At 52.0% G+C, this 26,688-nt stretch carries 26 protein-coding genes and 1 tRNA gene; 11 read left to right on the forward strand and 16 right to left on the reverse strand.

The window, feature by feature from the left end; translation table 11 throughout:
• Positions 1–47 precede the first annotated feature (47 nt).
• From AC6I8K_RS00305 to AC6I8K_RS00315, 3 genes are all read right to left on the reverse strand, one after another.
• On the reverse strand, positions 48–1,052 hold the full coding sequence (locus tag AC6I8K_RS00305) for a LacI family DNA-binding transcriptional regulator (protein ID WP_483816510.1): 1,005 nt from the start codon (positions 1,050–1,052) through the stop codon (positions 48–50).
• 159 nt (positions 1,053–1,211) lie between these two features.
• On the reverse strand, positions 1,212–1,874 hold the full coding sequence (locus AC6I8K_RS00310) for an OmpA family lipoprotein (protein ID WP_064738270.1): 663 nt from the start codon (positions 1,872–1,874) through the stop codon (positions 1,212–1,214).
• A gap of 109 nt (positions 1,875–1,983) precedes the next feature.
• Positions 1,984–2,544 carry a DNA-3-methyladenine glycosylase I gene (locus AC6I8K_RS00315; protein WP_064738269.1) on the reverse strand — a complete coding sequence of 187 codons (561 nt, stop codon included), beginning with the start codon at positions 2,542–2,544 and terminating at the stop codon, positions 1,984–1,986.
• Positions 2,545–2,685: 141 nt separating this feature from the next.
• On the opposite strand from AC6I8K_RS00315, the gene AC6I8K_RS00320 reads away from it, so the two are divergent.
• The 5 genes from AC6I8K_RS00320 to AC6I8K_RS00340 all read left to right on the forward strand — a co-directional run bounded on the left by AC6I8K_RS00320 (position 2,686) and on the right by AC6I8K_RS00340 (position 6,662).
• On the forward strand, positions 2,686–3,381 hold the full coding sequence (locus AC6I8K_RS00320; RefSeq protein ID WP_064738268.1) for a hypothetical protein: 696 nt from the start codon (positions 2,686–2,688) through the stop codon (positions 3,379–3,381).
• A gap of 73 nt (positions 3,382–3,454) precedes the next feature.
• The gene (locus tag AC6I8K_RS00325) at positions 3,455–4,132 is read left to right on the forward strand and encodes a hypothetical protein (protein ID WP_497826050.1); all 678 of its coding nucleotides are present in this window, start codon (positions 3,455–3,457) and stop codon (positions 4,130–4,132) included.
• A 111-nt stretch (positions 4,133–4,243) separates the two neighbouring features.
• On the forward strand, positions 4,244–4,780 hold the full coding sequence (gene dnaT / locus AC6I8K_RS00330; protein ID WP_497826051.1) for a primosomal protein DnaT: 537 nt from the start codon (positions 4,244–4,246) through the stop codon (positions 4,778–4,780).
• Entirely contained in the window at positions 4,780–5,520 is a 741-nt protein-coding gene (gene dnaC / locus AC6I8K_RS00335) for a replicative helicase loader DnaC (RefSeq protein WP_007893471.1), read from the forward strand. Before dnaT ends, dnaC begins: the two co-directional genes overlap by 1 nt.
• Positions 5,521–5,528: 8 nt before the next feature.
• A complete protein-coding gene (locus AC6I8K_RS00340) occupies positions 5,529–6,662 on the forward strand; it encodes an ROK family protein (protein WP_497826052.1) in 1,134 nt (377 codons plus the stop codon).
• 56 nt (positions 6,663–6,718) lie between these two features.
• Here AC6I8K_RS00340 and AC6I8K_RS00345 read toward each other — a convergent pair whose 3' ends face one another.
• Positions 6,719–8,182, reverse strand: a complete 1,464-nt coding sequence (locus AC6I8K_RS00345) for a sugar porter family MFS transporter (RefSeq protein ID WP_497826053.1) — start codon at positions 8,180–8,182, stop codon at positions 6,719–6,721.
• A 401-nt stretch (positions 8,183–8,583) separates the two neighbouring features.
• Here AC6I8K_RS00345 and AC6I8K_RS00350 point away from each other — a divergent pair, with 401 nt between their 5' ends.
• The gene (locus AC6I8K_RS00350; RefSeq protein ID WP_064738263.1) at positions 8,584–9,576 is read left to right on the forward strand and encodes a LacI family DNA-binding transcriptional regulator; all 993 of its coding nucleotides are present in this window, start codon (positions 8,584–8,586) and stop codon (positions 9,574–9,576) included.
• Between the two features lies 1 nt (position 9,577).
• On the opposite strand, the gene AC6I8K_RS00355 is transcribed toward AC6I8K_RS00350, so the two are convergent.
• Complete coding sequence (locus AC6I8K_RS00355) at positions 9,578–10,018, reverse strand: acetyltransferase (protein ID WP_483816515.1); 441 nt, start codon at positions 10,016–10,018, stop codon at positions 9,578–9,580.
• Positions 10,019–10,151: 133 nt separating this feature from the next.
• Between AC6I8K_RS00355 and AC6I8K_RS00360 the strand changes: the two genes are divergently transcribed.
• Positions 10,152–10,616 (forward strand): Rrf2 family transcriptional regulator, encoded by a 465-nt coding sequence (locus AC6I8K_RS00360; protein WP_064738261.1) that lies wholly within the window; start codon positions 10,152–10,154, stop codon positions 10,614–10,616.
• A 30-nt stretch (positions 10,617–10,646) separates the two neighbouring features.
• Here the strand turns inward: AC6I8K_RS00360 and AC6I8K_RS00365 are convergent, their stop codons facing one another.
• Positions 10,647–11,024, reverse strand: a complete 378-nt coding sequence (locus AC6I8K_RS00365; protein WP_483816516.1) for a DUF1360 domain-containing protein — start codon at positions 11,022–11,024, stop codon at positions 10,647–10,649.
• Positions 11,025–11,268: 244 nt separating this feature from the next.
• On the opposite strand from AC6I8K_RS00365, the gene AC6I8K_RS00370 reads away from it, so the two are divergent.
• Complete coding sequence (locus tag AC6I8K_RS00370) at positions 11,269–11,661, forward strand: helix-turn-helix domain-containing protein (protein ID WP_483816517.1); 393 nt, start codon at positions 11,269–11,271, stop codon at positions 11,659–11,661.
• On the opposite strand, the gene AC6I8K_RS00375 is transcribed toward AC6I8K_RS00370, so the two are convergent.
• The 4 genes from AC6I8K_RS00375 to torC all read right to left on the reverse strand — a co-directional run bounded on the left by AC6I8K_RS00375 (position 11,618) and on the right by torC (position 16,911).
• Positions 11,618–12,466: an AraC family transcriptional regulator gene (locus AC6I8K_RS00375; protein WP_081112537.1), complete on the reverse strand. Its 849-nt coding sequence runs from the start codon at positions 12,464–12,466 to the stop codon at positions 11,618–11,620. The genes AC6I8K_RS00370 and AC6I8K_RS00375 overlap by 44 nt on opposite strands.
• A gap of 101 nt (positions 12,467–12,567) precedes the next feature.
• Positions 12,568–13,203, reverse strand: a complete 636-nt coding sequence (gene torD, locus AC6I8K_RS00380) for a molecular chaperone TorD (protein WP_497826054.1) — start codon at positions 13,201–13,203, stop codon at positions 12,568–12,570.
• Positions 13,203–15,737 (reverse strand): trimethylamine-N-oxide reductase TorA, encoded by a 2,535-nt coding sequence (gene torA / locus AC6I8K_RS00385; protein WP_497826055.1) that lies wholly within the window; start codon positions 15,735–15,737, stop codon positions 13,203–13,205. The genes torD and torA overlap by 1 nt, the downstream gene beginning before the upstream one ends.
• 10 nt (positions 15,738–15,747) lie before the next feature.
• Positions 15,748–16,911 carry a pentaheme c-type cytochrome TorC gene (gene torC, locus AC6I8K_RS00390; RefSeq protein ID WP_497826056.1) on the reverse strand — a complete coding sequence of 388 codons (1,164 nt, stop codon included), beginning with the start codon at positions 16,909–16,911 and terminating at the stop codon, positions 15,748–15,750.
• A 131-nt stretch (positions 16,912–17,042) separates the two neighbouring features.
• Here torC and torR point away from each other — a divergent pair, with 131 nt between their 5' ends.
• Entirely contained in the window at positions 17,043–17,735 is a 693-nt protein-coding gene (gene torR, locus AC6I8K_RS00395; RefSeq protein ID WP_064738255.1) for a two-component system response regulator TorR, read from the forward strand.
• Here torR and torT read toward each other — a convergent pair.
• A complete protein-coding gene (torT, locus tag AC6I8K_RS00400; protein WP_497826057.1) occupies positions 17,708–18,733 on the reverse strand; it encodes a TMAO reductase system periplasmic protein TorT in 1,026 nt (341 codons plus the stop codon). The two genes, torR and torT, sit on opposite strands and share 28 nt — an antisense overlap.
• Positions 18,734–18,810: 77 nt before the next feature.
• On the opposite strand from torT, the gene torS reads away from it, so the two are divergent.
• Together torS and AC6I8K_RS00410 are read left to right on the forward strand one after the other, a co-directional pair.
• Positions 18,811–21,528: a TMAO reductase system sensor histidine kinase/response regulator TorS gene (torS, locus tag AC6I8K_RS00405; RefSeq protein WP_497826058.1), complete on the forward strand. Its 2,718-nt coding sequence runs from the start codon at positions 18,811–18,813 to the stop codon at positions 21,526–21,528.
• A 78-nt stretch (positions 21,529–21,606) separates the two neighbouring features.
• Positions 21,607–22,266, forward strand: a complete 660-nt coding sequence (locus tag AC6I8K_RS00410) for a DUF1345 domain-containing protein (protein ID WP_064738252.1) — start codon at positions 21,607–21,609, stop codon at positions 22,264–22,266.
• A 168-nt stretch (positions 22,267–22,434) separates the two neighbouring features.
• On the opposite strand, the gene AC6I8K_RS00415 is transcribed toward AC6I8K_RS00410, so the two are convergent.
• The 5 genes from AC6I8K_RS00415 to AC6I8K_RS00435 form a co-directional block, all read right to left on the reverse strand.
• Complete coding sequence (locus tag AC6I8K_RS00415; protein WP_497826059.1) at positions 22,435–23,292, reverse strand: DNA adenine methylase; 858 nt, start codon at positions 23,290–23,292, stop codon at positions 22,435–22,437.
• A 69-nt stretch (positions 23,293–23,361) separates the two neighbouring features.
• On the reverse strand, positions 23,362–25,092 hold the full coding sequence (locus tag AC6I8K_RS00420; protein ID WP_497826060.1) for an ATP-dependent nuclease: 1,731 nt from the start codon (positions 25,090–25,092) through the stop codon (positions 23,362–23,364).
• 622 nt (positions 25,093–25,714) lie between these two features.
• On the reverse strand, positions 25,715–25,990 hold the full coding sequence (locus AC6I8K_RS00425; RefSeq protein ID WP_497826061.1) for an ogr/Delta-like zinc finger family protein: 276 nt from the start codon (positions 25,988–25,990) through the stop codon (positions 25,715–25,717).
• Positions 25,990–26,121: a hypothetical protein gene (locus tag AC6I8K_RS00430; RefSeq protein WP_497826062.1), complete on the reverse strand. Its 132-nt coding sequence runs from the start codon at positions 26,119–26,121 to the stop codon at positions 25,990–25,992. The genes AC6I8K_RS00425 and AC6I8K_RS00430 overlap by 1 nt, the downstream gene beginning before the upstream one ends.
• 431 nt (positions 26,122–26,552) lie before the next feature.
• Positions 26,553–26,647, reverse strand: a tRNA-Sec gene (locus AC6I8K_RS00435).
• Between the last annotated feature and the right edge of the window lie 41 nt (positions 26,648–26,688).

The raw sequence follows: 26,688 nt of genomic DNA on the forward strand, positions 1-26,688 counted from the left end.
GCTGAAAAGAAACAGGCGAAGACTAACACAGCTCGCGCCAGGCGCAATCATTGCGCATCAGAAGTGAGTCGCAACACCGGTTGCCATAACGTTTGCAGCTCGCTGAGGGGCGCATCATCAAGCAGTTGCAACACCATTTCGGCGATGCGCTCGCCGATATGCTGCTGCGATGATTGCAAAATGGTGTTTACGGGCTGATCGATAATGGAATCGGGCGGCAGTCCATCGTAAACATACAGTGGAATCGCCTGCGCGCCCTTCAACCGCGCGGCTTGTTGCAGTGCAATCGCGGCACCTTCACCCAGCGTGCTGCAATCGGTAATGATCGCCTGCGGCACATCGCCTTGTGCCAGCCAGGCGTTGGTTTGCTGATAGCCGGAGCGGCGCGTGGCGGGCAACGCTGCCATTAAGGATTGATCGACTGGCGCCTGATGCCGGATCAGCGCATCGATAAAGCCCTGGCGCCGATCGAGGGTATAGGTTGAAGACTCATTGCTGCCGAGATAGGCGAGACGCGGCAATCCTTGCTGCAGGCAGTGTTCTGCCGCCAGAAAGGTGCCGGCGTGATTATCGTAATCAATCCAGGCATAAGGCTGTGGCAGCTCGCTGCGACCGAGCGTCAGGAAGCGGAAACCCTTCTGCTGTAAACGTTGCAAACGCGCATCCTGCGGCAGGGTGTGCGTCAGTATCAATGCATCGATGGCGCCGCTGCGCAGCATACGCATCAGCTTACGCTGCTGATCTTGTGACTTATCGGGTAACAGCAGCAAATCGATATCGTGCTGTGCGAGTCGTTGATCCAGCGTCAGCAGCATTTGGCTGTAATAGCTGTCGTTAAGTGAGGCATGACTGATGGGGAAGAGCAGACCGACCGCATTGGCACGCCCGGTTTTCAGGCGGCGAGCCGCATCGTTAGGACGATAACCGCGCAGATGCGCTTCTTCTTCAATGCGTTTTCGCGTGGCGGCCGCGACATCATCGTAGCCATTTAGCGCCCGGCTCACGGTGGTAACAGAGAGACCAAGGGTAGCGGCGATGGCTTTCAGTGACATGATAGCATCCAATTGATCAATTTTTGATCACGCTAGCATAAAGGAAAAGACGGCTCTATCAGTTACGATTTTTTTAGCTTTTTCTGACAAATATGGCGTCAAAAGAGGCGAAAAAAGGTGATAAAAGCCGATCTGTTGATGCAGATCGGCTCTTTGCGGTTAGCTCAGCGGGCTGAGAGTGATCTCAACGCGACGGTTTTGCGCTTTACCGTCTTCGGTGCTGTTGCTGGCAACCGGATTATCCGGACCTGAACCTTGGGTGCGCAGGCGATTCTGTGCCACGCCTTGCAGAATAAGACCGCTGGCGACGCTGTCGGCACGTTGCTGCGACAGACGCATATTCAGCGCGCGCGTGCCGGTGCTGTCGGTGTAGCCCACCACATTCACTGCCGTTTTTGGATACTCTTTCAGTACCATCGCCACGCCGGTCAAAGTATTGGCACCTGCCGGTTTCAGGTTGCTGCTGTTAGAATCAAAGGTGACGTTATTTGGCATGTTGAGCACAATATTGTCGCCCTGACGCGTCACGCTGACGCCAGTGCCGCGCATTTTGTCGCGCAGTTTCGCTTCCTGCACATCCATGTAATAACCTGCGCCGCCGCCCAGGGCTGCACCAGATGCTGCACCAATCAGCGCGCCTTTACCGCGATCTTTCTTCGACGACGACAGCACGCCAACGCCCGCACCCAGCACCGCACCTAAACCGGCGCCGATACCCGATTTGCCCGCCTGCGATTCGCCGGTATAAGGATTAGTGGTACAACCCGACAGCACGATGCTGCCGCTCAATAACAATGTCAGCGCCAAAATACGCTTATTCATGAAAAATCCCTCACAGATCTAAACGGGGAAATGCCCCAAAACGGCACTATTATGCCGTTCAATTGTGGGGAAATGCGTGAGGGTCAGTCTTAAATTGTAAACTTTTGCTTTAAAGATTATCGGGATGGCAGAAACAGCTGGTTTGATGATCGTTAATCAAGCCGCAGGCCTGTAGAAATGAGTGGCAGGTTGTAGGACCGACGAATTTAAAACCACGCTTCTTAAGTGCTTTCGACAGTGCAATGGCGGGCTCGGAGGTGGTTGGCGCCAGTTTGTAATCGGCGTAACGGTGCAAAATCGGCGTATGGTCGACAAAAGACCAGATAAAGCGCGAAAAGTCCTCTCCCGTTGCTTCCAGCGCTAACAATGCGCGTGCATTGTTGATGATTGCTTCCAGCTTACCGCGATGGCGAATCAGTCCCGCGTTTTGCATGAGATGCGCCATATCACTCTCATCCATCAGGGCCACGGCATTTGGATCAAATTCATGGAAAGCGCGGCGATAATTTTCACGTTTTTTTAGCACCGTAATCCACGAAAGCCCGGCCTGCTGGCCTTCCAGACAGACCATCTCAAATAAGGCACGCTTATCGGTTTGCGGCACGCCCCACTCTTTATCGTGGTACGCGAGATACAGTGGATCCTGAGTTACCCAGCCACAACGTTGCATTGCTTCACTCCTTAAGCAGATGAAAAAGTGATAGTTCCCTTGACGAATAGCAAAATCGATTAATAGTTATACAAGGGGCGCCGATATATCTTTCATAAAACCTAAACGCCCGTTCACTTCCCGGCTCGTCAGGAGTCTTTCATGGTGCAGAAAAGTCAGCGGACAGGCCAGCATAAAATTGTGCTGGCTATTGGCGGTTTGTGGCTATGTTTTCTGGCCGGAAATAGCTATGCCTACGATCAGGCGAGCCCGAATAGTGCGCCAGATTACAACGCAATACTTGCCGAAAAAATTTCCAATAATCATTTAATGTTGACAGAAAACCCCGAAGCCAACTTATTCGACGCTGCGCTTAATTCGCCGAGCGACTTTGCGATGGAGATGCACAGCGAAACCGCCAGTGTTGGCGCCACGCCGTTTGTTAATCGTTATTCGGCAGGGTGGTCGATACCGATGAGTAAAGCGGTGAGCACCGGGCCAGTGGCGCAGTTTGCGGTGGATGATTCGACGCTGAGTTGTCCGAAATGCGAACGCGTAGACAGCAATAACGCCGAACACATTGCGTCGTTGGGGTGGCGCGTTGACTCCAGCCTTGGCGTAATAATGCCGTGGGCGCAAGTCAGCTATAGCCATTTAGTGAACGAAGAGTTGCCATCGCCAACCCGTGAGCGCGCTAACGACATGAACGGTCGGGAAAATAACTGGGTGGATGTCAATGTTGGTGCCAATCTGCCGCTGGGTCAACATATGGCGGCCTTTGCCTCATTCGGCCAAACCGGCGCGGTCAGCAGCGGCGAGCAGTTTATTTATAGCCTGGGCGTCAGCGCCAGCTTCTAATCGGCATAAAAAGAGAAGTGACAAAAAGTGATATCAATATACTAAGCGCGCTAATCATTACTTTGGTCACACTATGCGCAACAATATTATACTTATTAGCCGTGAAATTACGGCCTTTATCATCAGTGGATTGGTGCTCGTTTTCTGTATGGCGATGGTCTATATCGACGTCAACTGGATGAACGATGCACTGCACGAAACGTCTTTCACCGAAATCACCCAAGAGCTGATGCTCTTGCTCATCGCTACCGGCTATTTCTTCTCTGCCTGGCAACGGCCATCGCAACGCAGTGTGCTCGTACTCATCGGCGGCTTTTATAGCTGCATGCTGATTCGCGAGATGGACTTCCTGTTCGATTTTATCAAGCACGGCGCCTGGCTGTGGTTCGCGCTGGCGACAACTGCGGCAAGTCTTGCTGTGGCATTGCGTCAGCCACGCCAGATTCTGCCCGGCTTGGTTGCACTGGTTCAGCACCGTAGCTGGCAGATGATGGCCGCAGGTTTACTGGCTGTTCTGGTGTTTTCGCGCCTATTTGGCATGCATCAGCTGTGGGAACATCTGATGATGGATGGCTATAACCGCGTGGTAAAAAACATGGCGGAAGAGGGCAGCGAGATGTTCGGCTACAGCCTGTGCCTGATCGCATCGGCTCGCTATTTATGGCAAACCCGCCCTCAACCTGTCGCTGTAACGATGCCGCACGCGTCACGCAATGTGGATCGCGCCGAACCGCTGTCTATGCCACGCTAATACCTACGACCTTTTTGACGATCACTTGCCTTAAAACAGGTACACTTACCGCATAACGCCGGGTTGAATTCGCCGCCCGGCGCACCATGCTGGTTAACGTCAGGTTTCTTCATGTCAGTCAAAATCTTATCTTCAACGTTGGTGGGGCTGGATGGCTTTTGCCATGACCCGCTCGCCGTGCTGCAGCAGGCCGATAATGGCACGCTGGCGGTGCTGCATAACAATGCCCCGGCGTTTTATGCGCTAACGCCGCAGCGTCTGGCGCAGCTGCTGGCGCTGGAAGCCGCCGCGCAGCAGCCTAATGATGTCACGCTGGATGAGAGTCTTTTTCAGACCGAAAGCGCGCCGATCGCGACACCGGTTGGCAAATTTGCGATGTACGAAGGCTGGCAACCGGATAGCGATTTTCAGCGTCAGGCTGCCATTTGGGGCGTGGCCTTGAGTGAACCGGTTACTGCCGCCGAACTGGCCACCTTTGTGGCTTACTGGCAGGCGGAAGGTCGTTTGTTCCATCATGTGCAGTGGCAGCAAAAGTTAGCGCGCAGCGTGCAGATGAATCGCGCCGCCAATGGTGGGCAGCCAAAACGCGATCTCACACAAATCAGCAATACTGATTACGATATTCCCGATGGATTCCGAGGTGAGTAATGAAAACGCCGAACGATCTCTTTAGCCGCCTGAAAAAGATGATGCCGTCCGAAGTGCAGCCGAAATTCAAAAACGGCGCGGAGCTACTAGCCTGGAATCAGGAGCAGGGCCGTTTGCGCTCGGAAGCGATTGTGCGCGAAAACCGCGCGATGAAAATGCAGCGCATCATGGGGCGTTCGGGCATCCGCGAATTGCACATGAACTGCTCGTTCGACAACTATCGGGTAGAAAATGATGGGCAGCGTAAAGCGCTGGCCATGGCGCGTGAATATGCCGCCGGATTCGAAAATAGCATCTCCAGTTTTGTCTTTTCTGGCCGTCCCGGCACCGGTAAAAACCACCTTGCGGCAGCGATTGGTAACGATCTGATTATCCGCGGCAAAAGCGTGTTGATTGTCACCGTGGCCGATTTGATGTCGAGCATGAAGGGCACCTTCAGCGGCGGCAGTGATTTAACCGAAGAGCGTCTATTGCACGATCTTAGCCATGTGGATCTGCTGGTGATCGATGAGATCGGTATGCAGAGTGAATCGCGCTATGAAAAAGTGATCATCAACCAGATTGTCGATCGCCGCTCATCGTCGAAACGCCCAACGGGCATGTTATCGAACCTCGATCCCGCGGGCATGAATTCGCTGCTGGGTGAACGGGTAATGGACCGTATGCGCCTCGGCAACAGTTTATGGGTGCGCTTTGACTGGGAAAGCTATCGCAGCCGTGTACGCGGTGATGAGTATTGAGGGGTGCTATGAAAGCAGCCGGTAAAGGTCCAGCACTACTTCGTCTGAATAACCTGAAGCGGGTGATGACGCAACTGCGTACCACCCGCATCACCTCCCGCCAGGATCTGGCATTAGCGCTCGAGCTGAGCAAGAACACCGTTTCGTTGATTGTCGACGACCTCCTTGAGCAAGGGCTGATCAATGAGCTTGGCCCGGTTAGCGTGGCTTCAGCGGGGCGACCCAAAATCGAAATCTCGCTGCGCGCAGAAAAATTGAAAAGCGCGGGCATCATGGTGGAGCGTCAGGCAATTCACTGGCGCGTTTGCGACTACTATTCGCAGGTGATTGCCGAGCAGACCTGGCGCACGGAAACCAGCGATCCTGAGCAGTTGCTGCATGAACTGGTGGAAGTGTGCCAAACCTTGCATGCGGCGCATCCCGAACTGCTCGGCGTGGCGATTGGCTTTCCCGGTATCATCGATCCACACCGAGGATGGGTGCATTTTTCGGCCCATCTTGGTTGGCAGGATGTGGATGTCATGACCATCCTCAGCCACGAGATGCCGCTGCCGTTGCGCATCATGAATAACGTCAAAGCCGCTGCACTGCTCTCGGTGCAGCAACTTGAACTGAATAAGTCGCAGAGCCATTTCTATCTGCGTATCTCTGAAGGGCTTGGCGGCGCGCTGGTGGAACAGGGTGAGGTATTCACCGGCAGCAGCTGGACGGCAGGCGAGATAGGTCATCTCACGATGAAACCCAACGGCGAACGCTGTAGTTGCGGACGTTTAGGCTGTCTGGAAACACTGGTGAGCAAGCCGGCAATTCAGCAGCAATTGGCCAAGCGCAAGCCTGGCCTGCGTTGGCAAAACGGAGAAAGCGAGCCGGAAATTCTTAAGGAAGTGATGACGCAGGCGGGGACATATCTGGGGAACGCTCTCAGTCAGGTAATGCAGGTGGTGAATCCGGCCAGCATCATCATTGATGGGCCGTGGAATGCGCAACCCGCGTTTGTGCAAGCGGTACAGCAGGCGGCGCAGGCCGGTACGCTGGCGTTTACCTTCGCCCACACCGCGCTGCATTTCCTGCCGATGCGTATCGATCCGGCCAACGGCTTAGCGCTGGCGGTGATTGAGCAATACGAACGTCCGAGCCAATAAAAGCGTGGTAAATCGCGCCGCTCCGTAGCGGCGCAATTCGCTGGCATCCTGACGGATTAATGCCGTGGAATATCAAATGACTCCTTCGCTTTGCCGGTTGAGATACGCTCTGGCAAATCCGCTTCGACATTAAATTTACGCAGCACCAGCGCATGAATCTTCTCAAGCGATACGCCTGCCGTTTCTGGCAGATAGCGGAAGGTGAAGAAATACATACCCAGCGAGAAGATAGCGAACAGCAGCAGTGGGAAGCCACCGTGGAACATATCCAGCAGCATCGGGCTGCTGTTCATGATCGGGAAGGTGCTGCTGATAACAAAGTTGGCCATCGACATCGCGCAGATGGAAATGCCGACGCAAATCGAACGAATCTCGGTTGGAAACACCTCGCCCAGCACCGTCCACACGATCTGACCCCACGTCATACCGAAGAAAATCATGTAAGCGAACAGGCCAATGACTGCCAGCATGCCCGGCAAGTGGTAATAGAAGGCGATGAAGGAGTACGTCAGGCACACGCATGAGGTGATGGCGCCCAGCAGCAGCAGCTTACGACGGCCAACTTTATCAATCAGCATCATCCCCGCCAGCACGCCAATAAACTGACAAATCGACAGCCAGAAGGTTTGCAGCAGCGCTGAATCGGTGCTGCCCGCGACGTTTTTCAGCAAGGTTGGCCCAAAATACTGAATCACGTTGATGCCGCTAATCTGGTTACCTACCGCCAGGCCAATACCGACAATCAGCAACGGAACGGTGGTTTTATCCAGACGCAGACGCGATTTGTGCTGATGGGCGGTTTTATCAGAAAACGAATGTTTGATTTCGTTGAACACGCTCTCGGCATGCTCGCGGTTAGAGATTTTGGTCAGCGTATCCAGTGCTTCATCGTACTTCCCTTTCAGCACGTTCCAGCGCGGTGACTCCGGGATAAAGGCGATAAACAACATAAACAACGCACAAGGCACCAGCGCAGTGGCGAGGATGTAGCGCCAGCCCATATTGATCATTACGTCAGGCAAGGTGGATTTGGTGATGTAATAGTTGGTCAGCAACACCACCGATTGTCCGCCGACGCAACACACTGCATACAGCGCGGTGGTACGGCCACGAAACTTTGAGGGCGAGAGCTCCGCCAGATAGATAGGCGAAATCACTGACGCCAGGCCAATCGCTAATCCGCCGATCATACGGAAGATGACGAAGACGGTGAAGTTATGGGCGATTGCCGTGCCGACAACTGAAACGGTAAACAGCAGGGCAGTGATGGCGAGGGATTTTTTGCGTCCCAGCTTGTCGCTGAGGCGTGGTGCCATAAAGCAGCCAACTAAACTGCCTAGCAGAATGTTGGAAACCGCCCAACCTGTTTCAGCGGGGGTTAACTGAAAATATTCACTTAAGGGTTCGATTGCACCGGAGATAATGGAAGAGTCATATCCCATCAGCAGACCGCCAAATGCCGCGACGGTACAGCAGAGGATGACATACTTCATGTTGTAGCGTTTTTGCCTGGTATCCATTGTTATAGCCCCTTGTCTCTACGGCCTGAACGTTGCTTGTTCAGAAAGAGGTGTTATGTAGGTTCGATGTTCATCTTTTATTCACGCGAGTGTTTCGTATTGGAATATATGTTCTAAATGATGGTTTTTGGATCATTTTTTCCGGAAAGTGTGAAGGGGGTTGCGAAAATTGCTGCATAAGTCGTCAGGGGTGTATTTATAGCTTAATGAAATAATAGGTTTTTCATCACTTCACTTTTTAAGAGCATTGCAAATTTTGCGTTTTATTGGAATTTTCATTCTGTTATGCGGAGATGTTCGCCCATTTTATTTCACCCGCCAACGCGCACGGGCGCGTTTCATTTTTTAACACGCAACGGGCATAATACGTTGATTCACAGCCCCTCTTTGCGGACGCCGTAATGAAAACGCAGCGCATCACTCTGGACGATATTGCTACCCTGGCGGGCGTCACCAAAATGACGGTAAGCCGCTATTTGCGCACACCGGAAAAGGTCAAAACGGAAACGGCGGAGAAAATCGCCAGCGTGATTGCCGAAATTGGCTACGTCGCTGATAGCGAAAATGTGGCGGCGGCCAAACAGAATCCGCCGCGTATCGGCGTGTTAATTCCTTCCTTTAATAATCAAATCTTTGCCGATCTGCTGGCGGGAATCGAATCGGTGACCAGCGCGCAGGGTTATCAAACACTGGTGGTCAATTATGACTATAACGCTCAGCGTGAAGAGGAGCAGATTGCCACGGTGTTGGCCTTTAACATCAAAGGATTGATCCTGACCGAATCGGTGCATACCGTGCGCGCAGAAAAATACCTTAACGCGGCCAATATTCCGGTGGCGGAAGTGATGGGGCTAACCGAGGCGCGCGGGCGCATCAATGTCGGCTTTGATAACTATCGCGCCGGCTACGATATGACGGCGATGTTGTTGGCCAGCGGCAAACAGCGCGTCATCTATTTTGGTTCGATGTCCGATCGTCGTGATGAGCAGCGCTATGCCGGCTATCGCGATGCGGTTGAAGCGGCCGGTTTGCCGGCGGGCCGGATTGTGCCGAACAAGGTCTCGTCGGTCTCGATTGGCACCGGCATGATGACACTGGCGCGTCAGCTCTATCCGGAGATGGATGCAATTCTCTGTACCAACGATGATTTGGCGGTTGGCGTGCTGCAGGAGTGCCAGGCAGCGCGTATTGCTGTGCCGCAAGCGATGGCAATCGCCGGTTTTCACGGGCTGGAAATTGGTCAGGCAACCACGCCAAGATTAGCCAGCGTGATCACACCCCGCTTTGAGATGGGCAAGGTGGCGACGGAAATCATCCTGAAAAAAATCAACCAACAGCCAACCATTGAGCAGGTGAATTTGCATTATCGTCTCTCAATGGGTGCGACCATTTAGTTCACTGCGTATAGCGCAAATGAAGCAGAGGAAAAGGATTTCCCTGACCATCAAGCGGCGAGCGGCCCGTCATCACAAATCCCTGATGCTGATAGAAACCTAGCGCCTGCGGATTTTGCTCATTCACATCCAGCTCGGTGACACCCAGTTGTTCGATGGCGAAGCGCAGCAGTTGTTTGCCCACGCCCTGACCAAACACTTCCGGCGCGACAAACAGCATCTCCAGCCGATTTTCTGCCACGCCCAAAAAGCCGACGATAGCGTTCTGCTCATCGCGATAAACGCGCAGCTCAACCATCGGCAAATATTGCTCGCGCACTTGCGGTCGCAAAGCACGAATATCTGACTCTTGCAGAAAATGATGCGTCGCCCGCACCGACGCTTCCCACACCGCGGTAATCGCCGCGAAATCGCTCTTCTGCGCGGGGTAAATTCCTTTCATGGTGTTCTCCTTTATATTTTCGTGTCATATCCGCAAACGCCAATTATTAAGCATTCTGCCTTGATGATAGCGCGATAAATTGTTGCCACATCTCTCCTTTGTTAGAGTGTCGTGAATTTTAGAGGAATGATTTATGCCGCGCGATAATCGCTTGTCTCGCTCGTTGCACGCACTGATTCATCTGGATCGGCACGTAAAACGCGCCACTTCCGAAACGATGGCCAAAATGTTGGGCACCAATCCAGTGGTGGTGCGCAGGATGATGTCTGGCCTGCGTGACAAAGGGTATGTGGTGTCAGAAAAAGGGCACGGTGGCGGATGGGAGCTGCGCGTGGCGTTGTCGGAAATTTCCCTGCTGGATGTTTATCAAGCAATCGGTGCGCCAGCGCTGTTTAGCATTGGCCCCGCTGCGGATCCGTCACCTTGTCTGGTTGAGCATGCTGTTGATGCGCAGCTTGATCAAACACTCAGCGAAGCGGAAGCGATGTTGTTACACCGCTTTAGCCAAATTACCGTTGCTGATATCAGCAATGATTATCTGCAAAAAATGGAAAAAATGGGCCTTCCTTCAGATACCTTCCCCAAATGCAGTGAATAACCGACATTCATCGGTTATTCGGCACATCGGTTAATCCTGTTTTTGTAAGGTGATTTGCGCTTCATGCTTCATGACGTGAGTGGTAATTGCAGCCTGAAAAACTTTAAACATCAATCCATTAATAAATGTTGTGAATGTTAAAGTAACAAATGCGGTCATCAGCCAGTCAACGATCGCCATCCCGCTGTGTAATAAATCAGGGCGATAAATCACCATGCCGACAAATACGACCCAGTGACTCATGCAGTAGAAGCAATGGAACAAGTGGCCTAATAACGCATGTTTTTTCGCGGTCCAGGCGCGTAAACCTGCGAACAGCTCAGTTTGGGTAATTGTCATTGAAATACTGGCTGATGCCAGCGCGATCGCCAGGCATATCGACAGGTTGGTGATTAGTAAGCTACTCATACATCTTCCTTTTCATCTCAAGGTTCATAACCGTTGTATCATTTCATGTAACTAACAATATTACATGATGGGTGTTGCTGCAAGATGTCGCAGGTGCCAACTGGCTGAACAGGATCATATTGGCGAGTTATCGCTATTTATTGGCTTTTCCCCGTCACATAGCCAGCTAGCGGCTTTCTATAATGATTGCCACTTGCCGGATCGACGTCCGGTTTTCATTTCGACATCAGGAGGAAAGAGGGATATGCACGCCGCCTTTATGCAGCAACTGATGATCTGGATTGAGGATAATATTGAGCAGAAACTCATTCTGGAAACCGTGGCGCGCCGCGCCGGGTATTCGCAGTGGCATCTGCAACGACTGTTTCGCAGTTACACCGGCATTGCGCTGGGCACCTACATTCGCGAGCGCAAGCTAACCGCATCGGTGATTACGCTGTTAAACAGCAATATGCCGCTAATGGATATCGCCATTCAATATGGCTTCGACTCGCAGCAAACTTACTGCCGCACATTTCGTCGCATGTTCGATTTGCCGCCTGGCGCATTTCGTCGCAAATATCAGCACAGTCTGCCGAACATTGATGGGCCAGCTAGTCTGCTATTTTTGCATGCGCCGAATCGGCAGGCGGCGTAAAATATTTACCCGGCGTGGAGCCAAACGCGCTGCGAAAAGCGCTGATATAGCTGCTAACGCTATCGAATCCGACCTGCCACGCGACTTGCTGTACGCTATGTCCGGCTGCCAATCCTTCCAATGATTTGAGTAAGCGTGAGACCTGGCGATAACGCGTTAAACTCATGCCCACCGTGCTGGCCCAGTGACGGCTCAGACTTCGCGGACTCAATCCTGCCCAACGTGCGAGTTCTGGCCCGGTGCGCGTATCGGAAGGATCATCCATCAATAGGCGCGCAATTTGGTGAAGTCGCGGTTCTGCCGGCAGCGGTAACGTTAGCGGATGCTCGGTCGATTGATATAACTCATCGAGAAACACCGCGCACAGGCGGTTATAGCGCGCGCTACCCCAATGATCAGGTGACAAGGTTGCCAGTCTTTCTGCCAGCGGTTCCAGCACCGAGGGGCATGAGAGCAACACGGGCCGATCTGGCAGCGGTGCAGTGAGCGTATCGTCAACCAGAACCGTCCAACCCAGCACGCGGCCTGGCCCAACGATCGCATGTTCAAAGTAGGGGGGAATCCAGCCAACCAGCCGCGGTGGATTGGCAAAAATGCCGGATGGCGTTTTCACCGTCATCAAACCTTGTTTTAAACAGAAGAGTTGCCCCGCGGCGTGGCGATGGATGAACGTTTCGCGATCCAGCTGTTTGGATAACGCAGCAGCAATCACTGTCGGCGCATCCGGCTCGAGCAGGCGCTGACGCAGCTCAGCCTGACGCGGATTACCTGAAAAAGTCAGCGTATCGGTTGGATGGATCAGCATGCCAGGCTCCTCAGTGCGATGAAGGAGCAAATTGGCGGAGATTGATGGGGAAGTAAAGCGTGGGCGCGCTTCGGTTTAGAAACGCGCCGGGTTTTGCGGGTTTAGTTGCCGCTCTCAACCATTCGATCGTGCGCGACAATCGCCAACAGCAGCTGACTTTGTGCGGCATAAAATCCGAACGGGTCATGCTCAACACAGTGTGCCGTGAACGCAGGTAGCCAACGCCACAACAGCTTTAGCGCCTTGTCGCGCAGAGCCAGGCAGGCGGCTGCATTTGGCCTATTTTCGCTGGCGGCGAAACTTAAATGGCTCAATAACTCCAGGCAAATCGCCAGATGATCCTCCGGCTCACGAAATGTCCGATCGCGCTCTAAACCGGCCTGCAGTAACAAGAGCTGCATCTCATCACAAGCGGCCTGGCTAAAGCGTGCATTATCCTGCTGATAACAGGAAGCATAAGGCAGTGCTGCCTGCTTGGGCGACATCAGGAACAGGCCCGCAAAATCTGCCGCCAGCTCCAGACGCGCATCAGGGCGCAGGTTCAGCGCCGCAATGCTGTTGCGTGATGCTAACACGCCATCCTGTAGCGAAGGCATTGTGGCCAGATGTTCCAGCCACAATGCCACATCCGGACTTTGCAGCTGCGCCAGATGCTGGTTATCCAGTTCGCGGGCAAAGAGTCCGGCGAACCAGCTATACAAACAGGCGTAATGTTGAGGAGTTAAATGTCCTGACATCAGCTGGCACTCGCTTCTTCGGGCTTCAGAATGTAGTCACATTTCGCGATCATCTCAGTGGGACCGTTAAAAGCGCTGACCGGTGCACTATCTCCGAGGTACTTCTCGATATTCACAATCGCAGTGTGGGCGCTGGTCGCCTGTGCCAGCTGCGAGGAACCAATGTCCAGCGTCAGCACGTTAGGGTTACCATATTGGCACAGTGCGCCAATCATGCCGCCGCGATCGGGGTCGTACCATGCGCCTTCATGGATGCGAATCACGCCAGGCAGATAGCGGTCAGAAACCACCGCACCCGCCAGCACCTGACCACGCGCATTGAAGACGCGCACCACATCGCCGCTGCGAATGCCGCGTGCGCCGGCATCCTGTGGACTGATATAAACCGGCTCTTTGCCCGCCACGCTATATTGCGCCCGCAGCGTCTCTGACTCACACAGTTGCGAATGCAAACGAAAATCGGGATGCACCGACTGCAGATGCAGCGGATAGTGCGCCGATCCCGGCCCGCCGTGTGAGCGCTCAGTTTTTTCAAACCACATCGGATGCCCCTGACAATCGTTGTAGTGCAGATCGGCAATGCTCTTTGAGTAGATCTCGATTAAACCGCTCGGCGTGCCTAAAGGTTCCAGATCGGGATCGTTACGGAACGCCTGATGACGGACAAACAGCTTGGCATCGTCAAATTCGATATAGCCGCTGTCGTTCCAGAACGCGTCAAATGATGGCAAATGCAGGCCGCGTCCTTTGCCTTGCTTAACACCATCCTGATAGATACGTTTGAGCCAGCCCATCTCGTCCAGCCCTTCGGTGAACGCCTGTTCGCGGTCAAAGCGACGACAAAGATCGCGGAAAATATCGAAGTCGTTACGCGCTTCAAACTGCGGCGGCACAATTTGTTTCATGCCGAGCAGGCCGCGATTGGAGAGGTTGCCGTACTGATCGATGTCATTACGCTCAAACTGCGTGGTGGCAGGCAATACGATATCGGCGAAGCGGCAGGTGGCAGTCCACTGATTATCAATCGACACCACGGTTTCCAGCGTTTGCCAGCCCTCAATGATGCGGTTGGTCTGCTGGTGACGATGGAACGGGTTGGTGCCGGCAAATACGCACATTTTCAGCTGCGGCAAGGTGACTTTTTTACCGTTCCAGTTGATCACTTTGCCGGGTTCCAGCATCGCATCAATGAAGCGCGCGATGGGAATGGTGCTGCTGGCGCCTTTGAAATCGCTGCTGGTGTGGCGCGGCGGCGTCGAGGTCGAGCCGGAAAAACCGCTAAGAATGATGCCGTTACGGGTGGGTGTTCCGGCACCGTTATAATGCCAGCCGAAGCCGAAGCCACCGCCGGGCAAACCGATTTGTCCCAGCATCGCGGCCAACACTACCACCATCCACGCCCACTGCTCGCCGTGTTGCATGCGTTGCACGCACCAGCCAGCAATAATCTGGCTGCGATCGGCTGCCAGTTGGCGTGCCAGATCGCGTATCGTCTGCGCTTCAATTCCGGTCAGGGCGGCTGCCCATTCGGCATCTTTCGGCTGGCCATCGCTTTCACCGGTGAGATAAGGCAGGAACTGCTCAAAGCCGACGCAATAGGTGCTAAGGAATTGGCTGTCGTGCAGTTTTTCGCTGTAGAGCGTGTGAGCCAGCGCCAGCAGGAGCGGCACATCGGTTTGCGGATGCAGCGCCAGGTGCTGCACCTTGTCGCGTCCCAAAAATTCATGGGTGCTGGAGACCACTGGATCAACACTCACCACGCGGATTTCGCCCTGCACCACCTTCTCTTTTAGCTGCGCGTAGTAGTCGTAAACATCGTGATCCGGGCACCACCAGTTGGCCTGCTGATTTTTCACCATATCGGAACCCCACAGCACGATGGTTTTGCTGTTTTCCAGCACCAGCGGCCAGGAGGTTTGCTGCTCGTATACTTCCATCGAACCGACCACGCGCGGCAGAATCACCTGCGCCGCGCCGGTGGAGTAGTCACCGCCGCTGCCAACGGACGCCCCATGCAGCGCGAGCGCGCGACTCAACATGCCGCCCGCGTTATGGAACATGCCGGTGGATTGCCAGCCGCTGCTGCTCAGCAATGCGCTCGGGCCGTAGGTGGTTTGTACGCGCTCCAGCTCCTGATAGAACAGGTCCAGCGCTTCGTCCCAACTGACACGCACAAAGCGATTATCGCCGCGCTGGCGCGTATCGCTTTGATGACGTTTCCGCAGCCAGTCCACGCGCACCATGGGATAGCGCACGCGCGCGGTGCTGTGAACGTGATCCGGCAAGCCAGCGATGATTTTGCTGGGATAGCGATCCTGCTCGAACGGCGTGGCTTTCACGAAGCGACCCTCAACCACCGTGGCGCGAATCGCGCCCCAATGTGAACCGGTGAGAATCCCGTGTGCAGCCGGTGCTGCAGCCTGCGCCTGACGTGGCACCAGCAGCGAAGGGGTCAACATGCCCAGCGCGCTCAGTCCACCCAACTGCACCAGAAAGCGGCGGCGTGAGTGATTAAATGCATCGTTATTTTTCATGCTCGCTTCCTTAATGTTTCTGATCCGCGCCGCCGGTATCGGAGGCATTTAACTGCAGGTATTTCAGCAAGGTGCGCTCTTCACGCTTATCCAGGCTGGTGAAGCCGATCATGCCGTTGAGGGTGCCGATCCAGCCATTGGCATCAAAGTGCGCTTTATCGGGTGCGCCGTGGCACTGATTACAGGTACCGCTGTAGAGCGCGCTGGCGTAAGCCCAAATCGGTTTGCTGTCGTTAACCATGTCGCCTTTCTGCATCCACGCGGTGGTTTGCAGCTTGCTCCATTGGACGTTAGTGGCAGCGACGGTGGTGGTTTCCAGCGTTTTGGCATTCTTCTGCAGGTCATCGCGGATTGAGGAGACGAAGATGCGTTTACCCGGCAGCAGCGATAGCACGCGCTGGCGGCCCTGGGTTTCGCTCCAGCCGGTGATCTGCACTTGCAGCCAGTCGCCATCGCGCTTCAGTACCTTTACTTCTGAAGCGGGCAGCAGTGAACCCGATGGTGCGCTATCGGTTTTGTTGGCAAAGATCGGTTTCATATCGAGCGCGAATAAGGTATCGCCGCTGCTATTGGCGTCAGCGGTTTTACGCATCTCTTCGAACTGTTTACGGAAACCGCTGCTCATATCGGGCAACTGGTGGGTGATGCCTTTGTGGCAATCAATACAGGAACGATTTTCCAGCGCGGCGGCGCTCATCTGGCGAGCGGCTTCCGGCTTCTGGCGCGTGTGATCCATGGCGTCATAGTTATGGCAGCCGCGGCATACTGCGGAATTGCTCTCTTTCATACGCTTCCACTCACGCTCGGCAAGGATTAAGCGCTTGGCTTCAAACTTTTCCGGCGTATCAATCGACCGTGCAATCAGAGCCTGATAGAGATCATTACTCGCTTCCAGCTTGCGCTTTAGCATGCCCGGAATATCGCGCGGGATATGGCAATCACGGCACTCAGCGCGCACGCCTGACGGATTTTTGAAGTGTGTTGACTGCGTATACTCTTTGTAAGGCTGCTGCATGCCGTGGCAGCTAATACAAAACTCAGTCGAACTGGTTAGCTTAATCCCGGTGTGAGGGACCACAATAACGGCCAATCCAATGACCATCCCGACCAGCAGGATCGCCAGCACCGACCAGCGTGCGCTGGGCCGACGTAATCTCTTCCATAGTGTTTTCATTGTTATAACCCTGTTGTTGCAACGGTTTCGCGCGGCAATTTTAGGGATGAGATATGAACAAGGTCAGCGGGTCAGATGAACAGGATGCGGCGGAATATGAACAGTTATGAACAGAAAGACAGGGATGAGCGATGTCGCATCACATAGTGATAGTTGAAGATGATGTGGTCACGCAAACGCGACTGCGCGACTATTTCGTGCAGGAAGGCTATCGTGTTTCGGTGGTCAGCAGCGGCGCGGGATTACGAGAGCAAATGCTGTTGCAGCCGGTGGATATGGTGCTGCTCGACATCAATCTGCCCGGTGAAAACGGGCTACAGCTCACGCGGGCTCTGCGCGAGCGATCGACAGTGGGCATTATTTTGGTGACGGGGCGCAGTGATCAGATTGATCGCATCGTCGGGCTGGAAATGGGCGCCGACGATTATGTCACCAAGCCGCTGGTGTTACGCGAGCTGGTGGTGCGGGTGAAAAACCTGCTGTGGCGCATCGATCTGGCCCGTCCGACGTTGCCGGCGCAGGAAGAGAACTGCTATCAATTTGCCGGTTACAGTCTGAATATTGCGCGCCACACGCTGGAGCATGATGGTGCATTGATCAAACTCACGCGCGCTGAATACGAGATGTTAGTGGCGTTTGTCACCAATCCTGGGCAGATTCTCAGCCGTGAACGGCTGTTGCGCATGCTGACGTCCAGCCGCGTCGATCAGCCGGACACACGTACCGTCGATGTATTGATTCGCCGTCTGCGCAGCAAATTGCGCAGTGAGCTAATCGTTACCCAGCACGGCGAAGGCTATTTGCTGGCGGCCGAGGTGCGCTGATAGAAGTACACCGGACGAAATCCGGGCGGCGAGAGCGATAACGCCACGCGCGCGCTAGTGCTGTTTTTCGACGTCAAAATCAGAATCGGCGGGCTGATATTATCCGGCACACGTTGTCCTTCCAGCACCCGCACCGCTTGTTCCACCGCTAACTCTCCTTGCCACACCATCTGATCGCTGGCTGCCACCAAAATGCGATCGCGCTTCAATCCACGATAGACCTGATGCGTCAGATAGAATGAAGCAACGTCCAGCGGTGTTGCCCGATTGCGGCCTTCGCCCATCGCCACTTCGGCCGCGATTGCCGTACCCGCAACCAGATTGATGTCGGGATAGCGTTCCAGACGATCCTGCAATAAATTGCGCTGCACCTCGATGTCGTTATCACCATAAGCCACATCAACGATTTCAAGCGCACTACCCGCCAACGCCGCACGGAAACCGGCGCTCATCTCCTGGCTACCGCCCGCGTCTATCGGACCCGGCATCAACAGAATGCGCCAGGGTTTGTCGTGATGATGCGTAACCAGATAGTGGCCGGTTTGATAACCCATTTGAAACCAGGGAACGCCAATACGCGTGCGCACCGGGACATCGTGGATGGCATTCACCACCTCAATCAGCGGCGTGTGTCTGGCAAATAGCGCCGCATCAGGAAACTGCGCCACGCTGCTGCCAAGCAAAATGGCATCGGCGCCCCAGCGCTGACACGCTTGCAGTTGGTTTTGCTGCACGCCACCCTGACGATAACCGCCCGCGTCATAAACATTGAGCGCGACACCCAAACGTGCCGCCGCCTTACTCATACCATAGTTGATCGAGAGCCAATAACCGTCTTTGAGGTTGGGGTAAAGTGCGCACAATTTCCAGGCACGGGATGCCTGTAACGCTGGCAAACCGGCGGCGGGCGTACTGTGATTATCCTGCCAATGCAGCAAGGGCTGCGCCGCGAACAGGGGGGCAGCCAGCAATAACAGCAGCAAAATAAGTGTGCGCATAAATAACCTCAAACAAAGTGTGGCTAATGCTAGTGGCAATCGCCCGTCCGACTCAACCGTTTTTATCGCGGAATCGCATGGCTAATACTTCCTTAATTCGTCGGCTATGGCTGGCTTTTGCGCTGATGGCATTGCTCACACTGCTGAGCGTTGCCACCGGCTGGCTTAACCTGCGCTTTGTCGGACACGTCGAACAGGCCAACACGCCATCGCTGATCTCAAGCATGAATATGGCGCGCCATCTCAGCGTGGCCAGCGCGAACGCGTTATTTTCCGCCCAACAACTGCTCAGCGCCCGCGATGAACAGGATTGGCAGGCGCAGCGCACGATGCTAAGCCGCCAAAGTAAAAAAATCGTACATCTGCTCAATCAACTTAGCGCCCAGGGTTTCGATACTCACGCCATGACGCAGCTGGAAACCGCCATTCGCCAGGCTATCATCCAGCAGGGTGATGTGGTGCATCAGCGTCTGCAACTGATGCAGCAGCAGCGCCAGTTGAGTGATGACATCGCCGCTGCCGCGCATCGCATAGCTGATTTGGCGCAGGGTCAGGCGAGCAATGCCGCAACCGCTGCGGGCGCGACCCAGGCGGGCATCTACGATTTAATCGAACAACAGCGCACAGCCGCTGCCGGTGAGGCGCTTGACCGCTTGATTGATGTCGATCTTGAATACCTCAATCAGATGGGCGAATTGCGCCTTACCGCGCTGCGTGTCGAACAGATAGTGATGACGCTGAAGCGCTATAACGGTGCCGTTGAGCCGGTCATCGCGCCCCTCGCGGAGTTGGTTCAGGTGCTGCATCGTCGCCAGCAGCGGGTCGAAGATCCGCGTATTCGTGATGAGATCGGCGAGGCGCAAAGGGTAGTGGAGCGCTATAAAACATTGCTAACGATGTGTGATGAGCAGCAGCACTTACACGCACGGTTACAGAGATTAGCGCAGCAGAACCTCACATCATTCAGCCAGTTTAGTGCCGAAATGGGACGTCAGGTCAGTGAGGTTGAACAGCGTAATGCTGACGCGCTGAGTCAGGTGAATCGTGCGCGTGTGCTCGGCACGCTGGCGTTGGCGTTGCTGGGAATCACGGCGTTGCTGAGCTTGTCGCTGGTATTGTGGCGGCTGGTTTATCGCTCCATTTCGCTGCCGCTGGCGCGGCAAACTGATGCGTTGCAACGTCTACTTGAAGGTGATCTCGATTCGCCTTTTCCTGCCAGTGAAAATGCCCGCGAACTCAATACCATTAGCCGCCTGATGGAAGCGTTTCGCACCAATGTTCGCGCGCTGCAATATCAACAACAGCATCTGGCGCAGTTAGTGAAAACGCGAACTGAAGCTTTGCAGGCGCTGGTGATTGAACATCATCAGGCCCGCGCCGATGCCGAGCAGGCCAACCGCGCAAAATCGGCGTTTCTGGCGGCGATGAGCCATGAAATTCGCACGCCGCTGCACGGCATTCTCGGCACCGCGCAGCTACTCGCCGATCAATCGTTAAGCGCCAGCGATCGGCGCTATGTGCAGGCCATCAACGATTGCGGTGAAACATTGCTGTTTATCCTCAATGACATTCTCGACTATTCGGCGATCGAAGCCAGTCCGCAAAACATCACCTTGCATCATGCGCCGTTTGAACCCCGCCGGTTGCTCGATAGCGTCGCTCAATTGATGAGCGGGCGGGCGCACAGCAAAGGTTTACGATTAAAAACCGAAGTGGATGCAGGCATTCCTCGTTGGCTGCAGGGCGATGTACATCGCTTACGCCAGATAGTGATGAACTTGTTGATAAATGCGCTCAGATTTACTGAAAAAGGTGAGATTGTGCTGCGCATTAACAGTAACGCGTCTGAGTGGTTTATTGAGGTGGAAGATGGCGGCTGCGGTATTGCGGCTGACCAACAGGAAGCGATTTTCTCGCCTTTCGTGCAGTTATATCCCGGCAAAGGCGGTACGGGTTTGGGGCTTGCGATCTGTCGCGGTCTGGCGCAGGCGATGCAGGGCACGTTAACGGTGAGCAGTCAGCCGCAGGTTGGCAGCTGTTTCCGCCTGACCTTACCGCTGGTCAACGCTGCGCCCATAACGTTATCGTCCGATGTGGTGCCCGCTGATCTTGCCCATTTGCACGTGCTGGTTATCGAAGACAATCCACTGACGCAGCACATCACGGCGGAAATGCTGTTGCGCAAGGGCGCGCAGGTGAGCATTGCGGGCAGCGCGCAAGCGGCGCTGGCACTGCTGGCACAGGGTAAAGAGATCGATTGTGCGCTGGTGGATTTTGCTTTACCCGATGCGGATGGCGTACAGCTGGCAAAAACATTGGCCGCAGATTATCCCGCTATGCGGCGCATAGGTTTCAGTGCCAGCGTTTCAGATGAAATGCAGCAACATGTGGGCAGTTTGTTCTGCGGCATCATCCAGAAACCGCTACAGGGCGAAACATTATGTCGGCAAATTTTGCGCTTCCTGGCGGCAACTCCGGCGATGGACATTAATGAAGCGCAGTTGCAGCAGGATTTCGCCGCCCTGGGCGCTGACACACTTCGTGGCTGGCTAATGTTGTTCCGCCAGCATGCGATGCCTTTGCTGGATGACATTGAGGCTGCTGGAGATGACGAAACGGTGACGCGGCTGGCGCATCAGTTGAAAAGCAGCTGCGGTAGTCTGGCGATGCAAACCGCTTATCAGGCCTGTGCGCGGCTGGAGAAGCATCCGCAGGCGGATATTCCGTTAAGGGCGATTATTGAGCGTGGGGTAATGCAGGTGGACAGTTTTATCTCTGCGCAAGTTGTTCGTTAAAACCGAACAACTCCTACAACCTCATCAACAGCGACTACAGTTAACTTATCCACCTACCGTCACTAAGCCACTGACACCATGAGCCTTTCTCTGATGCATTACCTTCACGCGCGCCTGCGTTTGCTGATTTCGATTGTGGCTGGCGTGGCCTGTTATTTTTTCCTGCCTGCGCAGCTGGGTATGTTGCAGCGTCTGCTGATTGGCTGGAACGTGCTGGCATGGCTCTATCTCGGTTTTCTGTGGCTGCGCATGTTGCGCACTGAGGCAAAAGACATTCCGCATATAGCAAAAATTGAAGACGAAAGCGCAACGATAGTGCTGAGTATGGTGACGCTCACCTGCATGGTCAGCATTCTGGCGATTCTGCTGGAACTCACCACGCTCAAGAGCCTGACGGGCACGCCGCGCGTTCTGCATCTGCTGCTAACGGCTGCAACTCTGGTGGTGTCATGGGCGCTGCTTCCTACTTCATTTGCCATGCATTACGCGCATCATCACTATCTGCGACGCAGTAAAGACGTCACGCCAATGATCTTTCCCGAAAAGCCCGAACAGCCGGGATACTGGGATTTCCTTTACTTCTCTTTCACCATTGCCGTGGCTTCGCAAACCGCCGATGTGGCAACGGGCACCACAGATATGCGGCAAATAGCCCTGCTGCAGTCAGTGATTTCGTTCGTGTTCAATCTGGCGATTTTGGGATTGTCGGTGAATGTGGGGGCGGGATTGCTGAGTTAGCGTTGTAGAAACGTCGAAGTGGCGGAAGATCATAGGAGTCTACTTTCTTGATAAGAGATTGAAAATTTGTTGTTTTTTTAATTTTACATGGTAAGTACCCCCACTTGTACCACCATTTTTCATAGCTTAGAGTGAATCTAAAACTAATCGTACTTTTATTAGTAACATCTACAACAACGATTCAATCACCTTTTTAGCAGGTAACTTAATATCCTTGCTGAAAAACATTACCTCAGAACCTTGGTATCTTTTTTGAGCGCTATAATTAATACCGTAACAAATTTTTTTCTCTTTCTCATAGAGATTTACTATTTCGGGAACCAAATCGTATGAGACAATCCACGGAGTTTTTATTTCATTGCAAATTTTTGATGAAATAAATTCGTGGTCATCATATTTATAATGATTCTCATATAACCCTTGGCCTTTAACATAATAAGGTGGGTCGAGATATATCAGAGAGTTTGAGTTAAGCCGAGATGACATTATGTCGATAAAATCGCATGCATCAAGATTAAATAAGCTTATTTGATCTGATTTTTCAGATATTTTTATTATCCTGTTTATCAAATCTTCTTTATTAAATCTTGCATCTATTTTCCATTTCCCGTCCTGATTTTTTCCACCAATAACGCCGCCTTTAAGGATTCCAGAACGATTTGTTCTATTAAGAAAAAATGTTGAAAATCCTAATGTTAACAAATCATGTTCATCAGCATTAGAAATTATGAATTTTTGTTTGTTCCATTCATCCATGTTTACTGATGTTGAAGAAATTATGGAACACAATTCGTCAGTTTTATTAATGACTGAATGCCAAAACGCATATACAGCTCTGTTAATATCGTTAAGATATAAATGTTGGGCATAATTATCAAACAATAATTTTAAAGCAAGACCTGCTCCCCCAGCATACGGCTCGGCATAATGGATGTTTTTCATCTCATTGATATCCAATATTTTTTTGGCAAAATTGGCTAGTTTGCCTTTGCCTCCCGGATAGCGAAGAGGAGTATTAAAACGCATAAATAAACCTGAGTCTCTTTTCTAGATAAATGAGTATATCAATTTTTTAGTTAAATATCAAAATAACGGTCAATTGTACTTGAATTGGCTATTAACCAGAGCAGCGTCAAAACCATGACCTTTGATTAAAACATTTGAAAGTGCCTTAATAAAGCTTACTCTAAATGCGTCAGCTTTGGATTCGTTTTGTTTTGCCCAGTATCTATAAGGGTTAGAGTTGACTTTTCCTTCCACTACCTTTTTAATTTCCGCATCCTTGGCGAAACTTTTGAATATATCCCTGACAAGGCCTTTATGGTTTTCTTGTGTTCTTCTAAATTCATCAATTACTTTTTTTAAATCTAATGTTTCACCGCGAGGTAGATTTATTTTTAATTTTTCTGTGACCGGTGCAGCACTGCGTCTAAATACTGCTTTAGTAAATTTACTCTCGTTTTTCCAGAACTTATCATTATCATCTAAGTTGTAAAGGAATTCAAATAAAAGCTGGTCTGGTGGTAATTCTGTTGGCAGGAAGCAAATATTAGAGTGTGGTATCTTTCCAATGTTTTTATCTTCTTTAACATCGGCATCAAATATAATAATACTTTTCTGAGAGAACTCAGGAACCTTTCTCATTACAAGATTAATCAGGTCAGAACAACTCATGTTAATATTGTTTAGATTGTTGGTTACCTTTTTAAAAGCATTCTCAGTAATTATAGCTTTGTAAAAATCATACCCTTGAATGTCTTCAAAATAAACATTTATCTTAGGGAAGTAGTTGTCATCCAACCTAATAGTTTCTACACGCAAATCTGCATAAATCTCTCGCCATGAAAATTGCTCCATAGCTTTTATATCACCATAGGTATCTGTAAGATAAACGGTTCTATACATTGAAGAATCCAGTTTACTCAGCTTGAATATCTCTTCGATCATGGTGGGAGAGTGAGATGTAATAATTATTTGTAGGTCCAGTTCTTTAGAAATTTTAGATAGCAGCGAAACAAACTCTACCTGTGCGGCGGGAAATAATCCTGCATCCGCTTCATCAATTAATAGTATTCCACCTTTATAGTGTTCATATTCTTCTTTAAGCTTCTTGAATGAAAGTAATGCCTGCAAGATTTGTCCGACATTATCTTCACCGACTGACACCGAGTTTTGATCATAAGTATCAGAGTGTGCTACGATTGAATTAATTGTACCCGTTGTTGCTGTAATATTGTTTGCACCAGCTTTTAACAGTAGACGTCCATTGAGTCCTTTAAAATAATCTTCATTCAGCTTTAAATATTCGACGTTTCGAACTGAATAATTTGGCCTTAAAGTTATTGGCAGTAGGCGTGCCAAACTTAAGAAAATAACGGGGTGTGTAACGTTACGGCTAGTGTTTTTCCCTGTTACGGCATCATTTCCTCGGACTATAGGCCTAGCTTTGTTGCGACCTTTAGTGTCATATAACTTTAAATTAATATTATTTAGCGTTTTGTTGAAATTAGCATCATATATTTCAAAGCCAATATCCATCGAGCCAGGTTTATCAAATTTCTCTGAAAACCTAAAGTGGTCAGAAAAGTTTGATTCAAATTTTACATCTGTTAATGTTTTGTGTCCGCTTAATAGGATGGCAGGATCTTGGCTGTAGTTTTTTCTGAAACTAAAAACTTGCGCGATAGCACCTAATATTGTCGACTTGGACGTTCCGTTTTTTCCACAAATAACAGTTATTCGTGATCCGAAATCAATCGTTACGTCTGTTAGCCCTCTAAACTTATTGATTTTTATTTTTTGTATTTTGGTAAATCTCTTGGCCATGACTACTCCATTAGCGATAAATATATTTTTGGCTAAACACTGTCTAATTTTGAAGTTAGCGCCTTGCGCGCAATGCTATCCCCACGCCTGCCCGCTTTGTGTATCGCTTATCATGCAAGTGCAAGATAAGTACTCTGGCCGCGCCAGTTGGGCTGCTGTAAGCATCTTTGGTTGCTAAAATGTTCATGCAGATCCACACGTCCTATACATCAACACCTATTTATACTCGCCACCAATCAGAAAATCTTTAGGGGCGTATCAAAAAATTGTGACGCATGTGTCTGCGTAGAAGAATATTTTTTTGAAATCCTAATCAATTCTGTTTATGCATGCGCTTAAACCGTGTTTGAAGTAGCGCCCTATAATTGCGGTGCTTTAAACTTCAGGTCATAGCGCGCGCTCGTACCCCCGCCACGCCTGCCCGCTTTATTGAGTGGTTTTCATGCGGCTGCATGACTGATTTCAGGCCGCGCCGCTGCTGGGCTGACCGGGTAAATTCAGGGTGCAATTATTCATGCGTTTTCATGCAGCATAGACATACACTCACGCAGCGGAACGCCAGCCAGGGAAGAGAGATTGAAAAAACCCGGCGCGATGGCCGGGGAGATGTAGCGGGTGAACCTCAGACGGGGGCTTTCTGACGGTTCGAAAGCCTGCTGGCCGAACCATAGCGATTCAGCGTCTGCGGCAGACGCTGTTGAACTTCCTGCACTGGTTCAGGCTCTTTTGCAACTTTCTGCGGCTTCATAATTATTGTGTCCAAACTCTCCATCGTCGTGAACGTGCAGGAGCAGTCAATATTACGGCACTGATACCAGGTCTTTTTCAGCGTACCTGTCTGGTACTCACTGGTGCGGGTGTGTGCGGTCAGGCCACACTCAGGACATTTCATTGCCATCAGTTCCTGCCCTTCTGCTGTGCTGCTTTTTTGGCTTCTTCCTGCTTGCGCACGTAATGGTTGTGAGCATCCATTGGACTTGGGCGCAGGCGGGCGTCTGCCTGAGCTTCAGGCTCAGGATAAACACCCATTTCCTGCAGCACCTCGTCATCACCGACTTCAGGACGTACTGATTGTGCAGGCGCGATAATGGATGCATCAATAAAGCGGCGGAACGTCTGGTACGCATGTTTTTTCAGTACAGCCTTGTGAGTCTGAATGTAGTCGTGTGCGGTGCGACCGGTGAACCGTTGGGATTGACTAGCAAGTACAGGTCGCGGCCGTCAGCAAGCTACTAAGGTTTATCGAGGGGCTTTGCTGTGGGCACCTTGACGTCAGTTAAGGGCATTCCGTCTCCTCTTGGGGGTATCAATTCAATGGGGTAATTTTTAACCTCTTAAATACTCCTTTGTGGGGGTAGATTTGAGTAGACGTAGAGTGAAATCACAAGAGTAAGGTTTCAACCTAACTGGCAGATTTTTATGATTTTGACTGACGATTCTTGACGTGGAAAGAATGAGGATGGCGGAAGATCACAGGAGTCGAACCTGCCCGGGACCGCTGGCGGCCCCAACCGGATTTGAAATCCGGCCGCCTCACCGGAGACGACGATCTTCCTCTGAAGATGCCGCAGGAGTATAGCGACATTCGCGGCTGAA

It is taken from the genome of Pantoea sp. X-Soil-ISGK-421 (genome assembly GCF_059730785.1).

Bases quoted from the DNA above. Each gene is read 5' to 3' on its own strand.
- AC6I8K_RS00305 (WP_483816510.1), bottom strand. From the start codon at position 1,052: ATGTCACTGAAAGCCATCGCCGCTACCCTTGGTCTCTCTGTTACCACC.
- AC6I8K_RS00310 (WP_064738270.1), bottom strand. From the start codon at position 1,874: ATGAATAAGCGTATTTTGGCGCTGACATTGTTATTGAGCGGCAGCATC.
- AC6I8K_RS00315 (WP_064738269.1), bottom strand. From the start codon at position 2,544: ATGCAACGTTGTGGCTGGGTAACTCAGGATCCACTGTATCTCGCGTAC.
- AC6I8K_RS00320 (WP_064738268.1), top strand. From the start codon at position 2,686: ATGGTGCAGAAAAGTCAGCGGACAGGCCAGCATAAAATTGTGCTGGCT.
- AC6I8K_RS00325 (WP_497826050.1), top strand. From the start codon at position 3,455: ATGCGCAACAATATTATACTTATTAGCCGTGAAATTACGGCCTTTATC.
- dnaT (WP_497826051.1), top strand. From the start codon at position 4,244: ATGTCAGTCAAAATCTTATCTTCAACGTTGGTGGGGCTGGATGGCTTT.
- dnaC (WP_007893471.1), top strand. From the start codon at position 4,780: ATGAAAACGCCGAACGATCTCTTTAGCCGCCTGAAAAAGATGATGCCG.
- AC6I8K_RS00340 (WP_497826052.1), top strand. From the start codon at position 5,529: ATGAAAGCAGCCGGTAAAGGTCCAGCACTACTTCGTCTGAATAACCTG.
- AC6I8K_RS00345 (WP_497826053.1), bottom strand. From the start codon at position 8,182: ATGGATACCAGGCAAAAACGCTACAACATGAAGTATGTCATCCTCTGC.
- AC6I8K_RS00350 (WP_064738263.1), top strand. From the start codon at position 8,584: ATGAAAACGCAGCGCATCACTCTGGACGATATTGCTACCCTGGCGGGC.
- AC6I8K_RS00355 (WP_483816515.1), bottom strand. From the start codon at position 10,018: ATGAAAGGAATTTACCCCGCGCAGAAGAGCGATTTCGCGGCGATTACC.
- AC6I8K_RS00360 (WP_064738261.1), top strand. From the start codon at position 10,152: ATGCCGCGCGATAATCGCTTGTCTCGCTCGTTGCACGCACTGATTCAT.
- AC6I8K_RS00365 (WP_483816516.1), bottom strand. From the start codon at position 11,024: ATGAGTAGCTTACTAATCACCAACCTGTCGATATGCCTGGCGATCGCG.
- AC6I8K_RS00370 (WP_483816517.1), top strand. From the start codon at position 11,269: ATGCACGCCGCCTTTATGCAGCAACTGATGATCTGGATTGAGGATAAT.
- AC6I8K_RS00375 (WP_081112537.1), bottom strand. From the start codon at position 12,466: ATGCTGATCCATCCAACCGATACGCTGACTTTTTCAGGTAATCCGCGT.
- torD (WP_497826054.1), bottom strand. From the start codon at position 13,203: ATGTCAGGACATTTAACTCCTCAACATTACGCCTGTTTGTATAGCTGG.
- torA (WP_497826055.1), bottom strand. From the start codon at position 15,737: ATGAAAAATAACGATGCATTTAATCACTCACGCCGCCGCTTTCTGGTG.
- torC (WP_497826056.1), bottom strand. From the start codon at position 16,911: ATGAAAACACTATGGAAGAGATTACGTCGGCCCAGCGCACGCTGGTCG.
- torR (WP_064738255.1), top strand. From the start codon at position 17,043: ATGTCGCATCACATAGTGATAGTTGAAGATGATGTGGTCACGCAAACG.
- torT (WP_497826057.1), bottom strand. From the start codon at position 18,733: ATGCGCACACTTATTTTGCTGCTGTTATTGCTGGCTGCCCCCCTGTTC.
- torS (WP_497826058.1), top strand. From the start codon at position 18,811: ATGGCTAATACTTCCTTAATTCGTCGGCTATGGCTGGCTTTTGCGCTG.
- AC6I8K_RS00410 (WP_064738252.1), top strand. From the start codon at position 21,607: ATGAGCCTTTCTCTGATGCATTACCTTCACGCGCGCCTGCGTTTGCTG.
- AC6I8K_RS00415 (WP_497826059.1), bottom strand. From the start codon at position 23,292: ATGCGTTTTAATACTCCTCTTCGCTATCCGGGAGGCAAAGGCAAACTA.
- AC6I8K_RS00420 (WP_497826060.1), bottom strand. From the start codon at position 25,092: ATGGCCAAGAGATTTACCAAAATACAAAAAATAAAAATCAATAAGTTT.
- AC6I8K_RS00425 (WP_497826061.1), bottom strand. From the start codon at position 25,990: ATGGCAATGAAATGTCCTGAGTGTGGCCTGACCGCACACACCCGCACC.
- AC6I8K_RS00430 (WP_497826062.1), bottom strand. From the start codon at position 26,121: ATGGGTGTTTATCCTGAGCCTGAAGCTCAGGCAGACGCCCGCCTGCGC.